Genomic DNA, 14,887 nt, shown 5'->3' with positions numbered 1-14,887 from the left:
ACCACCCCGGACCAGGCCCGGCCGCCGGCCCGCCCGACGGCCCCGAGGGCCTGCTCCACCGGACCTAGAGCGCCAGCGACAGCACCACCGGAGCCCCGCCCTACGGTTCAGCGTGTCCGCCGCCGCGCGCAGCCGGTGGGCATGCTCGATCGGGAGGGAGAGGGCCAGGCAGCCGACCGCGGAGCCGGCCGTCAGCGGAACCGCCGCGCAGACCGTCCCCACCGCGTACTCCTGAAGATCCAGCACGGGCACCGTGGGCGGCTGGGCGTCCAGCTTCGAGAAGAGGATCTTCTCGTTCGTGATCGTCCGGGACGTGAGCCGGGCGATCTTGTGGCGCGACAGATGATCGCGGCGGCCGTTCTGGTCGAGCTGGGTGAGCAGGCACTTGCCCACCGCGCTGGCGTGCGCCGCGGAGCGGAAGTCGACCCACTCGTTGACCTTGGGTGTGCGCGGACTGTCGGCGAACTGCGTGATCTTGACCTCGCCGTCGATGTACCGGCTGATGTAGACCGCCGCGCCCACCGAGTCGCGGAGCTCGGTGAGAGTCTCCTGCAGCTTGCGCTCCAGGGCCTCGCGCCGGGTGGCGCCGGAGCCCAGCAGGACGAGGGAGTCCCCGATCACGTACGCGCCGTCGCCGACCTGCTCCACGTAGCCCTCGCGGCGCAGCATCAGCAGCATCGACGCCAGATGGCCGGTGGGCAGTCCGGTCTCGCGGGCGATCTGGACATCGCTCACACCGCCACCGTGCCTGGAGATCGTCTCCAGTACGCGCAGGGCGTATTGCACCGAGTGGAACGGTGCGGTCGGCTCGGGCATCAGCGCCACGGTTTCCCCCTACCAGGTTGTGACCGCAAGCTTCCGTACCACGATAGCTGCCAAGAACCATAAACGGGGCGGCTGTTGGCGAGAATTGCCGTGCGCCCCAGTGCCATATCCTGGGGCGCACGACATTGGCATATGCCAGAGTCACACTTTGTGCATGGAGTGAGAGGTCAGAGCACCGCGCTGAGAAACTCGCGGGTACGTTCGTGCTCCGGAGCGGAGAAGATTTTTTCCGGTGATGCGGATTCGATGACCTTCCCCTCGTCGAACATCAGCACCTCATCCGAGATGTCCCTGGCGAAGTTCATCTCGTGGGTCACACAGAGCATCGTGATCTCGGTGGTGCGGGCGATGTCCCTGAGCACGTCCAGCACCCCGGCCACCAGCTCCGGGTCGAGCGCGGACGTCACCTCGTCCAACAGCAGCACCTGCGGCCGCATCGCCAGCGCCCGGGCGATGGCCACCCGCTGCTGCTGACCGCCGGACAGCTGGGTCGGCCGCGCGTCGCAGCGGTCGCCGAGCCCGACCAGGTCCAGGAGTTCGCGGGCGCGCTCCTCCGCCTCGTCCTTGGACAGCCCCAGCACCCGCACCGGCGCCTCGGTGACGTTCCGCAGCACGCTCATGTTGGGGAAGAGGTTGAACTGCTGGAAGACCATGCCGATCTTCTTGCGCACCTCGCGCCGCTGCTTCTCGTCGGCCGGGTACAGCCGGCCGCCGTTGACGTCGATCGTGCCCTCGTCGGGCCGCTCCAGCGTCATCAGCAGCCGCAGGATCGTCGTCTTGCCGGAGCCGGACGGCCCGATCAGCGTGACGTGCCTGCCCGGCCGGACCGAGAAGCAGAGGTTGTCGAGGACGGTGTTGTCCCCGAAGCGCTTGGTGACGTTCGTGAAACGGATCAGTTCTTCGTTCTGCGTGTCAGCGGGCAAGGCGGCGCTCCAGGGTTCGTACGAGCAGAGAAGCCGGGTAGGCGATGAGGATGAAGGCGATGCCGACGACCGTCAGCGGCTCCGTGTACTGGAAGGTCGCGGCGCTCTCCAGGCGGGACTGCTGGAGCATCTCCAGCACGCCGATCCCGGCGAGCAGCGGTGTGTCCTTGAGCATCGCGATGACGTAGTTGCCCAGCGCGGGAGCGATCCGGCGCACCGCCTGGGGGAGGATCACCGCGAGCCAGGTCCGGTGGGCGGGCAGACTCAGCGCCGTCGCGGCCTCCCACTGTCCGACCGGTACGGCGTCGATGCCGGCCCGGTAGACCTGTGCGGTGTAGGTCGAGTAGTGCAGCCCGATCGCGAGCGTGCCGGTGGTGAGCGCGGAGAACTGCACGCCCCACTCCGGCAGCACGAAGAACAGGAAGAACAGCTGCACCAGCAGCGGGGTGTTCCGGATGAACTCGGTGATCAGCCCGACCGGCCAGCGCACGAAGCGCGTGGCGGAGCGCAGCCCGAGCGCCCAGACCAGGCCGAGCGTGAAGGACAGCAGCGAGCCCAGCACCAGGATCTGCAGCGTGACGAGCACGCCTTCCCAGAAGCGCGGCATGAAGTCCGCGACGGCGGACCAGTCCCAGGTCATCGGAGATCACCTTCCACGAGTCCGCCGGCGCCGGCCCGCCGGTTCCGCTGGCCGGGGACGCGGGGCCGCCGGCCCCGAAGGCCGGGGGTCCGGGGGGTGTCCCCCGGGAGATGCAGTCCGACGTTCGCCTTGGTCCGGCGCTCCAGCGCCTTCATGGAGCGGGTGATCAGGAACGCGAGCACGAAGTAGATCACCAGCGTCACCGTGTAGATCTGCGCGCTCTCCTGGGTCGCCAGCCGGACCAGGTACGCCGCGAACGACACATCGCCGACGCCCAGCAGTGACACCAGCGCGGTGCCCTTGAGCAGCTCCACCAGCAGATTGCAGAAGGACGGGATCATCTCGGGCACGGCCTGCGGCAGCAGGACCAGCCGCATCCGCTGCCAGGGCGTGAAGCTGAGCGCGACCGCCGCCTCGCGCTGGGCCGGCGCCACCGCGTTCAGCCCGCCGCGCACGATCTCGGCGCCGTAGGCCCCGTACGACAGACCGAGGGCGAGTACCGCCGCCCACATCGGCACCAACTGCCAGCCCAGCATCGGCGGCAGCACGAAGAACAGCCAGAACATCAGCACCAGCGCCGAAGTCCCGCGGAACACCTCGGTGTAGAACCCCGCGAGGAAGCGGACGAAGCGCGAGCGATGAGTTCTGGCCATGCCCACACCGAACGCGACGAGGGCGGCCAACGCGGCGCTGTACAGGGTGAGCTGGACCGTGATCCAGATCCCAGGGAGCACCCAGTTCTGCCAGAGTCCGGCGGTCATCGGCACAGCTCCTTCGCCGTGAGCTCCGTCATCTCGCTCTCGGTGAAGCCGAACCGGCGCAGGATGCGGAAGAGTTCACCGCTCTTCTTCATCTTGTGGATCTCGGCGTTGAAGGCGTCCCGCAGCCCCGTGTCGGTCGGGCGGAAGGCGAAGCCGCCGCCGTCGATCTTCTTCTTGCCGTCCACGACCGCCGCGAACGGCTCGGTCGACTCCGCCTTGGCGCTCTTGCGCACCACCTCGCGGGTGGTGAGCGCGGTTCCCGCGAAGACGTCGACGCGCCCGGACTCGACGGCGTTCAGTCCGGCCACCTGGTCCTGCAGGATGACGATGTCCTTCTCCGGATAGCCGGCCGCGACCGCGTAGTCGATCTCCGCATATCCGGTACCGGTTGCGAACTTCGCCTTGGTCCGCACGACGTCCTCGTAATTGCGCAGATTCTTCGGATTGCCTTTGCGCACGATGAACGAGTCCAGCATCTGGTATTCGGGATCCGAGAAGAGGACCTGCGCGCAGCGTTCCTTGTTGATGTACATTCCGGCCGATACGACATCGAACTGTTGCGAGTTCAGGCCGGGGATGAGGGACGCGAAATCGGTGGCGACCGGCTGGACGCTGCCGACACCGAGCCGCTGGAAAACCGCCTTGGCGAGTTCGGGAGCCTCGCCCGTGAACTCGCCCTGGTCGTCGATGTAGCCGTACGGCACCTCGCCCGCGATGCCGAGCCGCACCGTGCCCTGGGATCTCAGCCGGGCGAGCGCATCGCCGGAGGGAACCCGCGCGCAGCCCGCGGCGACGAGTGCTCCTCCCGTGCCGAGCAGCAGGGTGCGCCGCCGTATCGCATGTCTGGTGTGTGGAGCCGTGTGTGGAGCCATGGGCGCGCGGCTACCCGGCTCCAGTCGGGGTATGCGTAACCAATGGCCGATCGCTTCATCGACGTTTCGCTCGCAAAGCGCGGAGTCCACTGCACCGCGCGACTCCTCGACGACCGGGCGCCCGTGACCTGTGCGACCGTGTGGGACGCGCTGCCGCTCGGCGGCGACGTGTACCACGCGAAGTACGCGCGCAACGAGATCTACGCTCTCTTCCCGGCGTTCGCCGACCGGGAGCCACCGCTGGAGAACCCGACGGTGACCCCCATCCCGGGCGACCTCTGCTACTTCACCTTCAGCGGCACGGAGCTGGGGACGGCGGCGTACGGCTACGACCGCGACGTCTCCCGGCCGGTGACGGTGGATCTCGCGCTCTTCTACGAGCGCAACAACCTGCTGCTGAACGGCGACACGGGGTGGGTGCCCGGCATCGTGTGGGGCCAGGTGGTCGACGGCCTCGACCGGATGGCGGAGGCCTGCCAGGACCTGTGGCGTGCGGGGGCGCTCGGGGAATCGTTGACGTTCCGTCGCGCGTGAGGTGGGCCCCGGGCACCGCCTCCGTGAGCGCGGCCGGTGTGTCCGTCCTCAATCGCCGGACGGGCCGGAAGATCCAGCCTCGCCGGCGACTGAGGCGCGGGGTCTGGGGCGGAGCCCCCGCGTGGGCCCGCCGCAGGCGCCCCACCCCTGGCGGGCCCGCCCTACGCCGTCGGCGGCGCCGGGATCGTCGCCGCGCCCGACTCGTACAGCGCGTGCGCCGCACGCAGCACCAGCGCGTCCGCGTGCCGCGCCCCGATCAGCTGCACCCCCACCGGCAGGCCGTCCCCGTCCACCCCGCACGGCACCGTCGCCGCCGGCTGCTGGGTGAGGTTGAAGGGGTACGTGAACGGGGTCCACCCCGTCCAGCGCCGGTGCCCGGAGCCGCGCGGCACCTCCGTGCCCGCCTCGAACGCCGTGAGCGGCAGCGTCGGCGTGACCAGCAGGTCGTACGAGGTGTGGAAGCGGCCCATCCGCCGGCCCAGCTCCATCCGCACGTCCACGGCCGCGAGATAGTCCAGCGCGGAGGCCCGCGCGCCCGCCGCGCAGATCTCCCGCAGCCCCGGGTCGAGCAGCTCCCGCTGCTCCTTGCCGAAGTGCTGCACCAGCCGCGCCGCCCCGCTGAACCACAGCGTGTGGAAGGCCTCCACCGGATCCGCGATGTCCGGGTCGGCCTCCTCGATGTACGCGCCCAGCTCCGCGAGCCGGCCAACCGCCCCGCGCACCGCCGCCGCAACCGCGGGACGCACCGCGACCTGTCCGCCGAAGGCCGGCGAGTACGCGATCCGCAGCCCCTTCACGCCGTCGCCGATGCCGCCGCTCGCGGCGGGCGCGGGAGCGAGCTGCGACCAGTCCCGCCAGTCCGGCCCGCTGATCACGTCCAGCAGCAGCGCCGCGTCCGCGGCGTCCCGGGTCATCGGCCCGGCGTGCGACAGGGTCCCGAACGGACTCGCCGGGTAGAGCGGGATCCGGCCGTACGTCGGCTTCAGCCCGAAGATCCCGCAGAACGACGCCGGGATACGGACCGAGCCGCCGCCGTCCGTACCGATCGACAGCGGGGCCGCGCCGAGCGCGACGGCCGCCGCGCTGCCGCCGCTGGAGCCTCCCGCGGTGCGGGAGGGGTCGTACGGATTGCCGGTGACCCCGGTCAGCGGGGAGTCGGTGACGCCCTTCCAGCCGAACTCCGGGGTCGTGGTCTTCCCGACGAGCACCGCGCCGTGCTCCCGCAGCCGCGCCACGGCGGGGGCGTCCTCGTCCCAGGCCCCTTCACCGCGCACGGTCCGTGAGCCGCGCAGCGTCGGCCCGCCGGCCTGCAGCAGGATGTCCTTGACCGTCACGGGCACGCCGTCGAGCAGGCCCAGCGGCTCCTTTCTGCGGCGGCGTTCGGTGGCCGCTTCCGCCTGCGCCAACGCCTGCTCGCCGTCGATCCGGACGAACGCGTTGGTGAGGCGCTGCGCCGCCTCGGCCCGGTCGAGGACCGCGCGGACCACCTCCAGCGGGGAGAAGTCGCCCCGCTCGTAGCCGGCGATGAGTTGACGTGCGGTCAGGGCAGTCAGGCCGGTCCGCTCGGACGGGCCGGTCTGCTCGGACAGGGCAGCCAGGTCGTTCGGCTCAGGAGTCATGGGAGGGGACGTACCCACGTTTCTTGTCGACCACGTTCGGCAGCGGCTCACCGCTCGCCCACAGCTCGAACAGCTCGACGAACTGTGCCGACAGCCGGTCCCGCCAGCCGACCGTGTCACCGCTCATGTGCGGGGAGACGACCAGGCCCGGAACGTCCCAGAGCCGGCTGTGCGGCCCCAGCGGTTCGTGCTCGAACACATCCAGGGCCGCGCCCGCGAGCCGTCGCCCCGTGAGCGCCGCGACGAGCGCGTCCTCCACGACCAGCGCGCCCCGCCCCACATTGATGAACCGGGCCGAGGGCCGCAGCAGCGCGAACCGGCGCGCGTCGAACATGCCGCGCGTCGCGCCCGTGAGCGGCGCGGCGCAGACGACCCAGTCGGCTCGGGTCAGCAGCGGGTCCAGCTCCTCGGAGCCGTGCACACCTGGTCGGGCGGTACGCCCGGTGACCGCTGCCGCCACGCCCAGCGCCCGCAGGGTGCGCGCGATCGCCAGGCCGATCGGGCCCGCGCCGACCACCACCGCCCGGCTGCCCGCGACCGGCAGACCCTCGCGGTGCCGCCAGCGCCGCTGCCGCTGGAGTTCCAGCGTGCCGGGGAGGTCCTTGGCCATCGCCAGCACCAGAGCGGCCACATACTCGGCGATGGGCTGCTCGAAGATCCCGCGGGCATTGGTGAGGACCGTGTCCGAGGCGGCGAACTCGGGGCAGAGCAGCCGGTCGACGCCCGCGCTGGGGGTGTGCACCCAGCGGGGCCGCGGGCCCCCGCCGGGCCAGGCGCGGCGCACCGCGTCGGAGGCGAAGTCCCACACCAGCAGCGCGTCGGCGTGGGGCAGTTCGGCAGCGAGACCGCGGTCGTCGGCGTACCGGATCTCGGCCCGGCCGGTGAGCGCCCCGAGACGGGGCGGAGGGTCTGTCTCCAGTACGAGAAGAATCGGGACCGACATCGCGGGGAAACCGTTTCTGAACGTCTGACATGTACGGATTGACCCACGCTGCCACCCGAATCTACCGTCGTCAACAAGACGTTAAGGGGGCCTGTGGTGAATCTGTCCCTCGATGTTTCCTGGCTGGGCGGACCCGCTCCGCAGCGCGGTATCGGCGTCGTCGCCCCTTTTGACTTCGCGCTCGACCGCGAGCTGTGGCGCTGGGTGCCCGACGATGTGTCGCTGCGTCTGACCCGTACGCCGTACGTACCGGTCGAGGTCTCCCTCGACCTGGCCCGGCTCGTCAGCGAGCACGAGACGCTCGACGAGGCCGTCCGGGCGCTGGCCGTGACCGAGCCGGAGGTCGTCGCCTACGCCTGCACCTCGGGCAGTTTCGTCGGCGGTCTCGCGGGGGAGCGTGCCATGTGCGAGGCGATGACCCGGGCGGGGGACGTCACCTCGCTCACCACCTCCGGCGCCCTGCTCGAGGCTCTCGACGAGCTGGGCGCCCGCCGTATCGCGCTGGTCACGCCCTATACGGAGTCGGTGACCCGGGCGCTGGAGGAGTATCTGGGCGAAGCTGGGGTAGCGGTCACGGGCCGCGCCTTCCTGGGGCTGACCCGGCACATCTGGAAGGTGCCGTACCGGTCCGTGGTGGACATGGCGCGCCAGGCCGTGGTGGGCGCTGCCGACGCGCTCTTCATCAGCTGCACCAATCTGCCGACGTACGACGCGATACCCCAGCTGGAGGCGGAACTGCGTATGCCGGTGCTCTCCGCGAACCAGGTCACCATGTGGGCGGCGCTGCGCCGGATCGGCGTGTACGCGGTCGGCCCCTACCAGGCGCTGCTGATGGACGTGGCCGGGCCGCCGCCCGAGGCCGACCGGCCCCAGGGGCTTCCCGAGGAACAGGAAGGATGGACATGACGACCGTCGGGCTCCTCTACCCGGGGCACTCCGCCGAGGACGACTACCCCCGCATCGCGGTCCTGCTCGACAGCGACATCCGGCTGCCGCTCTTCCACACCGACATCGGCGAGGACGCGCACCGGGAGGACGCGCTGATCGAGATGGGGGCGGCGGGGCGGCTGGCGGCCGGAGTCGAGCAGCTGCGGCTGGCCGGGGCGGAGTCGCTGGTGTGGGCGTGCACCAGCGGGAGTTTCATCCGGGGGTGGGAGGGCGCGCAGCAGCAGATCCGGGAGCTGGCGCAGACGGCGGGGCTGCCGGCGTCGAGCACGTCCTTCGCGTTCGTCCACGCGGTGCGGGCGCTCGGCGCCGCCCGGGTCGCGGTCGCGGCGACGTACCCGGACGACATCACCGCGTCCTTCGAGGAGTTTCTCCGGGCGGCCGGTCTGGAGGTGACCGCGACGCGGGCGAGCGGGATCGTGACCGCGGCCGAGGTCGGCACGTGGGGGCGCGAGCAGGTGCTGGAGCTGGCCCGGGCGGGGGACGACCCGCGGGCGGAGGCGGTGCTCATGCCGGACACCGCGCTGCACACCGTGGCCCATCTGGAGGAGCTGGAGGCGGCCCTGGGCAAGCCGGTGCTCACGGCGAACCAGGTGACGGTGTGGGAGGGGCTGCGGCTGGCCGACCGCAGGGCCTGGGCGGACGAGCTGGGCAAGCTGTTCGCCCGCCCCGACTGGGACCGGTCGGAGTGGCAGCCAGACCGGTGACGGCGCGGCGGGGACGGAGCGGCGGGAACGGGCCGGGGGAATAAAACGGAGAGAGCCTCCTGTTGTGTGCCGAGGTACGTACGACACGCGCAGGAGGGCCCCACCAGTGGACGCAGGCGACGACATCCGAGGCACGGCGACGGGAACCGCCCCCGTACCCCTGTCGGTACTGGACCTGGTCACGGTCGGCAGCGGCCGCACCGCCACCCAGGCCCTGCGCACCAGCGTGGACATCGCCCGCCTCGCCGAGCGCCGCGGCTACCACCGCCACTGGGTCGCCGAGCATCACTCCATGCCGGGTGTCGCCTCGTCGTCCCCCGCGGTGATCCTCGCGCATCTCGCGGCGCACACCGAGCGCATCCGGCTCGGCTCGGGCGGTGTGATGCTCCCCAACCACGCCCCCCTGGTGATCGCCGAACAGTTCGGCACCCTGGAGGCTCTCGCGCCGGGCCGCATCGACCTGGGCCTCGGCCGCGCGCCCGGCACGGACGGCGCGACCGCGGCCGCGCTGCGGCGCACCCAGCAGCTGAACGAGGCCGCCGACGACTTCCCGCAGCAGCTCGCCGAGCTGACCCGCTTCCTGGACGACGACTTCCCCGACGGCCACCCGTACGCCCGTATCCACGCGGTCCCCGGCCCGGTGCAGGCCACCGCGCCCGGCGGGGTCCAGTCCCCGGCCCGGCCGCCGATCTGGCTCCTCGGCTCCTCGGGCTTCAGCGCCCGGCTCGCCGCGATGCTCGGTCTGCCGTTCGCCTTCGCCCACCACTTCTCGGCGCAGAACACCCTCCCGGCGCTCGACATCTACCGCGACACGTTCCGTCCGTCGGCCGTGCTCGACGCGCCGTACGCCCTGATCGGCGTCTCGGCCCTCGCGTCCGACGACGCCCGGGAAGCCCGCCGCCAGGTGCTGACCGGCGCTCTGTCGATGCTGCGGCTGCGCACCGGCCGTCCCGGTCTGGTCCCCACGCCGCAGGAGGCCGAGGCGTATGAATTCAGCCCCATGGAGCGGGAGTTCGTGGACAGCTGGCTCGGCAACGTCATCCACGGCACGGCGGACGAGGTCCGCACGGGCCTGGACGATCTGCAGAAGCGCACGGGCGCGGACGAGCTGATGATCACGGCCAACGCGCACGGCGGTGAGGCACGGGTCCGGTCGTACGATCTGATCGCGGACGCGTACGGACTGCCTGTGCTGTGAACATGCGCGAAAGAGGGGTTCGCATACGGACACGACAGGGGAACGTGTGACCTTTCGCTCCTCACGTCGTTGATCTGACAGTCGAGTCAAACGAGCGGAGTTGAGTATGGGGGGACTGGTAAAGCGGCAGCGTGGGCACCGGGCCCGTCTCGCCCTAACGCCCGTGCAGGACGCGTCTTGATGAACAGGGGCATGTAGCACGGGCGTTGTGGAATCTGCTGCACGACCTGTACACGATGTGTGGCCGAGGGCGTCGACCTTCGCTGGAGTACGTAGATTCCGAGATTCGATGGGCGCGCAAGAATGTCGAGTGGATGGCCGTGCTGCCCGCGCAGGCGGCGCAGTCGGTGCTGAAGACGTATCACCGTGCGTGGTTGAACTGCTGGGCGAAGCAGGCCCAGGCGCCGACCTTCAAATCCCGTATGCGCACGCCGCTTTCAGTGGACGTTCCCCAGGGGCGAGATCTGCACATCGCGCGAGTTCACCGCAGGTGGGCCATGGTCAACATCCCGAAGGTCGGCCGAGTGCGGTTTCGCTGGACGAGGGCATTGCCAGGTATCACCAAGGGCGGCTCGCGGGGGCGGATCACAGGGGCTCGACTGGTCAAGGACACGCTCGGCTGGCACATCGCCTTCCGGATAGAGACTGAGACGAACGCGCCCATTCCGTAGACGTGGTCACAATCGCACGTGGGCATCGACAGGGGTGTCACTGTGCCGCTCGCACTCTCCGACGGCACCACCCGAGATCACGAGCCGTGGCTGACCGACAAGGAACAGGTCCAGCTGCTGAACGCTGAACGGATGGCAGCGCACCGCAAGAAGTACCGTAAGCCTGGTGCGAGAAGCTCCAGGAGGCTGAACGCCATTTATGACCGGATCAGCCGCCTTCGCGCGAGAGCCAAGCGCCGGGCCCTGGACTGGCAGCACAAAACGACTACCAAGATCGCCGACACGTTCGTGCTCGTGTCGGTGGAGGACCTTCGCATTGCGAGCATGGTCAAGTCGGCCAAGGCTACGGTCGAGGAGCACGGTACGTGCGTCGCGCAAAAGGCTGGACTCAGGAGAGCTCCAATACCGCGGCTGGAAGGGACGCTAGTTCGCTGGTCCGCTTCATCCCCTTCATGAGCCACAACTCGCTGCGGATCGCTACGGCTTTCGACTTCGTGAACGGCGACGTCGACATCCTCGATCCCTTCATCGTCTTATGCTACGACGACCATCGCAGCGCCGACCGCAGGCCCATGTACTGGGTCTGGCGCCGATGGGCCCCACAGCCCCTGGTGAAGCCCGCTCTGAAGACGTACGACGTCTGCGAAGCCGTACGCGAACCGAGCGGCTCACCGCCGACGTCACATCGCCAGCGGGCTGACGCCGATCATCCCGTCGATCCGTTCCGGCGTCACCGCCCGTGAGTACAGCCAGCCCTGGCCCGTGTCGCAACCGATGCGACGCAGGCGTTCCGCCTGGCCCGCCGTCTCGACGCACTCCGCGGTGACCGTGAGGCCCAGCCGGTGGGCGAGTTGGACCATCGCCTCGACGATCGTCTCGTCGGCCGGGTTGGGGTGGGCCCCGTCGTCGTAGCGGAAGCCGCGAACAAACGATCCGTCGAGTTTCAGTACGGATACCGGAAGCCGGCTCAGATAGGCGAGGTTGGAGTACCCCGTCCCGAAGTCGTCGATCGCGATGCGGACGCCCATGTCGCTCAGCGCCTGGAGCGCCTGGAGCGGGCGGCCCGCCGAGCCCATCACCGCTGACTCGGTGAGTTCGAGCTGCAGAAGATGCGGCGCGAGGCCCGTCTCGGCCAGGATGCCGGCGACATCCGCGACCAGGTCGGAGTCCCAGACCTGGCGTACGGCGACATTGACGCTGACGAAGATCGGCGCCTCGCCCGGGTGGTCGGTCTGCCACTGCCGGGCCTGCCGGCAGGCCGTACGCAGCACCCAGCGACCGAGCTGGACGATCGAGCCGTCCTCTTCAGCAATTCCGATGAACCGATTCGGCGCCAGCGTGCCGAACTGCGGGTGGTTCCAGCGGACCAGGGCCTCCACACCCCGCACCGCGCCGTCCGCCATGCACACCAGTGGCTGGTACTCCAGCGCGAACTCCCCGCGCTCGACGGCCGGCCGGAGCGTCGAGGACAGCGCCTGACGGGTCATCCGGTGAGCGTTGCGCTCCGGGTCGAAGAGGGTCCAGCGGGCCTTGCCGTCCGCCTTCGCCCAGTACAGCGTCGTGTCCGCGTCCTGCATCAGACCGGTCGCGCTCGTACCGTCCGCCGCGCGCTCGACGACCCCGATCGAGGCCGAGACCGACAGCCGCTGCCCGGCCAGGTCGAACGGGCGCTGGAGCGCGGCCAGCACGGACCGGGCCAGATCGGCGAGTTGTTCCGTACCGGTGGAGTCCTCGACCAGGATCGCGAACTCGTCGCCGCCGAGCCGCGCCACGAGATGGCCGCCGCTGCGGGTGTGACCGTCGCTGTCCGCGCACTCGGTGAGCCGGTCCGCCACGGCGGCCAGCAGCCGGTCACCGATCCGGTGGCCGAGGGTGTCGTTGACGGCCTTGAAGCCGTCGAGGTCGAGGTAGCAGAGCCCGATCCGGCCCGTGCCGCCGTGCTCGTACGACGAGCTCTCCAGCGCGGCCGAGAGCCGCTCGAAGAACAGCGTGCGGTTGGGCAGCCGGGTCACCGGGTCGTGCATCTGGAGATGGCGCAGCCGCGCCTGCAGTTCGCGGCGGTCGCTGATGTCCGCGATGGAGAGCAGGACGCGGCGGCTGTCCGGCACGGGCGCGACGGTGACTTCGGCCCAGAGCGTGCGCCCGTCGGCGTGTTTGAGCCGGCGGGTGCAGCGGAACCGGGAGCGCCGGCCGCGCAGCACCTCGCGGTACGCGTGCCACGTGCGGCCGTCGGACGCGAGGTCGACGAGGTCGGCGGCGGGCTGCTCGTACAGGGCGGCGGGCTCGGTGCCCAGCAGGACGGCGAGGGCGTCGTTCGCGGTGACCACGACGCCCTCGTGGTCGACGACGGCCATGGGGAGCTGGGTGGTGTTGAACGCCGCGCGGTAGTCGGCGAGTTCGGCGAGTTCGGCGGGGGACGGTCTGCGGGCGGCGGTGGGTGCGGCGGTGGGTGCGGCGGCCTCGGGGGCGCCGGCCGGCGTGCGGTCCGACGCGTGCGTGACACCGGGCGTCGTGCGGGCCTCCGCGTGCGTGACGACGGCCTGCGGAAGGCCGGTCGCAGCGTTCGGCGCGGCGGTCGGATGACGCTCCGTGACCGGCGGTCGGGCGGTCACGGGCGCCGCGACTGCCGCTGGGCCCGGTCCTTTCGTGTTTCCGCTCACCGCTCGCTCCCGCAGTGCAGTCGTGTCGTTCAGGTCCGGTCGGGGCCGGAAAACCGGGAAAGTGTGCCGATCATAGAGGCTGGCCGGGCGGCCGTTCCAGCTTCTCGGCGGTGAGCAGGAGCACTCGAAGGTCCGGACCGATCGTTTCTGCACGGCTGTGGCCCTCACCGGAGCTCTCGCGATCGGTTGTGACTTTCTGTGAGTCACCGGGGTGTCGCCGCCGCCTCACCCGGCTGGGGCAGTGGAACAGGACGAATCCTCTTAAAAGACCACAAGCTGGGTGAGGCGTCCCGCATTCCGCAGCCGGAGGTCGACGTGGAGGGTCAGCAGACGCATGAGGAAACACCCGAGGGGGTGGAGCGGCCGAACCTGCGCGCCGCCGCGGCTGCTTTCACCTCCCTCGTGGCCGTCGTGGCCACCTCCCTCGTGGCAGGGCCCGCGGTGGCCGACACCTCCGCGGGCCCCTGCGCGCTGCCCCGCACCGCGGCGCACCACTCGCTGGGCCTGGACACCTGGAACTCCTCGTACCCGCGCCCCGACCGCGCCCTCGACGCGGTCCTGGTCTTCCTGTCCTTCCCGGACGCCAGGCCGCTCACGACCCCGCAGGAACTCGCCGCGGACCACTTCCCCGCGACCAGCGACTTCTTCCAGCGGGCGTCGTACGGGAAGTTCACCCTGCGCGCGCATCCCGTCCCGCGGTGGATCGAGATGCCACAGGCGTCGACCGCGTACCGGATGAAGCGCGACTGGGAGCCCGGGCGCCGCGCCGCCTATCTGCGGGACGCGGTCACGGCCGCGGATCCGGTGGTCGACTTCTCGCGCTACGACGTCGTCTATCTGGTCGCCGATCCGGACGCGCCGGGCGTGGACTCCGACGCCACCAAGGTGGTCAACTTCGAGCAGCCGGTGAGCGCGGACGGCACCGACATCAAGCGGGCCGTCACGGTGTTCGAACGACATCCGCCGGACCGCAACGTGCTGGCCCACGAGACCGGTCATGTCTTCGACCTGCCGGACCTCTATCACCGGCCGGTGGACGGCAAGGGCGACTGGGACACGTACGTGGGCGACTGGGACGTGATGGGCAGCCAGTTCGGTCTCGCACCCGAGCCCTTCGGCTGGCACAAGTGGAAGCTGGGCTGGCTGGACCCGCGCCAGGTGCGCTGCGTGTCCGGTGCGGCCGACCGGCTGCTGACCCTGGAGCCGCTCGCCGCCGCGCCGGTCCGCGGGGGCACGGTCGGCACGCGGCTCGCGGTGGTCAGGACGGGCGAGAACACCGCGCTGGCGATCGAGGCGCGGAGCGCGACCGGCAACGACGCCGACACCTGTTCGGAGGGTGTGCTGATCTACCGCGTACAGACCGAGGAGGTGTCCGGTGGCGGTCCGCTCGAGGTGATCGACACCCATCCGGAGTCCGAGGCGTGCTGGGACCATTCCGTCTACCCACCGCTGGCGGACGCGCCGCTGGGGGTCGGGGAGGCCTTCACGGTGCCGGGGGAGCGGACGAAGGTGGAGGTGGTGGACCGTACGCGTACCGGGGCGTGGACGGTCAAGATCACACCGGTTCTGTGAAGCCGGTCACGCAAACG

Annotated in this window: 14 protein-coding genes and 1 pseudogene; 7 read left to right on the top strand and 8 right to left on the bottom strand. The window is 70.6% G+C overall.

All coding sequences use genetic code 11. From position 1 onward, the window contains the following. Positions 1–64: 64 nt before the first annotated feature. From ACZ6ZQ_RS20690 to ehuB, 5 genes and pseudogenes are all read right to left on the bottom strand, one after another. Positions 65–825 (bottom strand): annotated as a pseudogene (locus ACZ6ZQ_RS20690) (IclR family transcriptional regulator). Positions 826–992: 167 nt separating this feature from the next. Continuing rightward, positions 993–1,748 carry an ectoine/hydroxyectoine ABC transporter ATP-binding protein EhuA gene (gene ehuA, locus ACZ6ZQ_RS20685; protein ID WP_469769970.1) on the bottom strand — a complete coding sequence of 252 codons (756 nt, stop codon included), beginning with the start codon at positions 1,746–1,748 and terminating at the stop codon, positions 993–995. Further along, positions 1,738–2,388 (bottom strand): ectoine/hydroxyectoine ABC transporter permease subunit EhuD, encoded by a 651-nt coding sequence (ehuD, locus tag ACZ6ZQ_RS20680; protein WP_469769969.1) that lies wholly within the window; start codon positions 2,386–2,388, stop codon positions 1,738–1,740. Before ehuD ends, ehuA begins: the two co-directional genes overlap by 11 nt. Continuing rightward, a complete protein-coding gene (ehuC, locus tag ACZ6ZQ_RS20675) occupies positions 2,385–3,149 on the bottom strand; it encodes an ectoine/hydroxyectoine ABC transporter permease subunit EhuC (protein WP_469769968.1) in 765 nt (254 codons plus the stop codon). The genes ehuD and ehuC overlap by 4 nt, the downstream gene beginning before the upstream one ends. Then, positions 3,146–4,021, bottom strand: coding sequence for an ectoine/hydroxyectoine ABC transporter substrate-binding protein EhuB (gene ehuB / locus ACZ6ZQ_RS20670; protein WP_469769967.1), 876 nt, complete (start codon positions 4,019–4,021; stop codon positions 3,146–3,148). Before ehuB ends, ehuC begins: the two co-directional genes overlap by 4 nt. Positions 4,022–4,063: 42 nt before the next feature. Between ehuB and ACZ6ZQ_RS20665 the strand changes: the two genes are divergently transcribed. Continuing rightward, on the top strand, positions 4,064–4,555 hold the full coding sequence (locus ACZ6ZQ_RS20665) for a DUF3830 family protein (RefSeq protein WP_469769966.1): 492 nt from the start codon (positions 4,064–4,066) through the stop codon (positions 4,553–4,555). Between the two features lie 161 nt (positions 4,556–4,716). On the opposite strand, the gene ACZ6ZQ_RS20660 is transcribed toward ACZ6ZQ_RS20665, so the two are convergent. Both ACZ6ZQ_RS20660 and ACZ6ZQ_RS20655 read right to left on the bottom strand, forming a co-directional pair. Beyond that, complete coding sequence (locus tag ACZ6ZQ_RS20660; protein ID WP_469769965.1) at positions 4,717–6,174, bottom strand: amidase; 1,458 nt, start codon at positions 6,172–6,174, stop codon at positions 4,717–4,719. Beyond that, positions 6,164–7,117, bottom strand: a complete 954-nt coding sequence (locus ACZ6ZQ_RS20655; RefSeq protein WP_469769964.1) for a D-2-hydroxyacid dehydrogenase — start codon at positions 7,115–7,117, stop codon at positions 6,164–6,166. The genes ACZ6ZQ_RS20660 and ACZ6ZQ_RS20655 overlap by 11 nt, the downstream gene beginning before the upstream one ends. A 102-nt stretch (positions 7,118–7,219) precedes the next feature. Between ACZ6ZQ_RS20655 and ACZ6ZQ_RS20650 the strand changes: the two genes are divergently transcribed. The 5 genes from ACZ6ZQ_RS20650 (at position 7,220) to ACZ6ZQ_RS20630 (ending at position 11,094) form a co-directional block, all read left to right on the top strand. Beyond that, positions 7,220–8,023, top strand: coding sequence for a maleate cis-trans isomerase family protein (locus tag ACZ6ZQ_RS20650; protein WP_469770100.1), 804 nt, complete (start codon positions 7,220–7,222; stop codon positions 8,021–8,023). Next, positions 8,020–8,769 (top strand): maleate cis-trans isomerase family protein, encoded by a 750-nt coding sequence (locus ACZ6ZQ_RS20645; RefSeq protein WP_469770099.1) that lies wholly within the window; start codon positions 8,020–8,022, stop codon positions 8,767–8,769. The genes ACZ6ZQ_RS20650 and ACZ6ZQ_RS20645 overlap by 4 nt, the downstream gene beginning before the upstream one ends. Positions 8,770–8,875: 106 nt before the next feature. Beyond that, entirely contained in the window at positions 8,876–9,967 is a 1,092-nt protein-coding gene (locus tag ACZ6ZQ_RS20640; protein ID WP_469769963.1) for an LLM class flavin-dependent oxidoreductase, read from the top strand. 314 nt (positions 9,968–10,281) lie between these two features. Continuing rightward, positions 10,282–10,638, top strand: a complete 357-nt coding sequence (locus ACZ6ZQ_RS20635) for a hypothetical protein (protein WP_469769962.1) — start codon at positions 10,282–10,284, stop codon at positions 10,636–10,638. Positions 10,639–10,656: 18 nt separating this feature from the next. Beyond that, the gene (locus ACZ6ZQ_RS20630) at positions 10,657–11,094 is read left to right on the top strand and encodes a transposase (RefSeq protein ID WP_469769961.1); all 438 of its coding nucleotides are present in this window, start codon (positions 10,657–10,659) and stop codon (positions 11,092–11,094) included. A 224-nt stretch (positions 11,095–11,318) separates the two neighbouring features. On the opposite strand, the gene ACZ6ZQ_RS20625 is transcribed toward ACZ6ZQ_RS20630, so the two are convergent. Further along, positions 11,319–13,298, bottom strand: a complete 1,980-nt coding sequence (locus ACZ6ZQ_RS20625; RefSeq protein WP_469769960.1) for a putative bifunctional diguanylate cyclase/phosphodiesterase — start codon at positions 13,296–13,298, stop codon at positions 11,319–11,321. A gap of 315 nt (positions 13,299–13,613) precedes the next feature. Between ACZ6ZQ_RS20625 and ACZ6ZQ_RS20620 the strand changes: the two genes are divergently transcribed. Beyond that, positions 13,614–14,870, top strand: a complete 1,257-nt coding sequence (locus tag ACZ6ZQ_RS20620; RefSeq protein WP_469770098.1) for a M6 family metalloprotease domain-containing protein — start codon at positions 13,614–13,616, stop codon at positions 14,868–14,870. Positions 14,871–14,887 lie beyond the last annotated feature (17 nt).

The sequence above is a fragment of the Streptomyces sp. NPDC053673 genome, from assembly GCF_055585225.1.
This window is presented reverse-complemented; position numbering and strand designations above follow the sequence as displayed.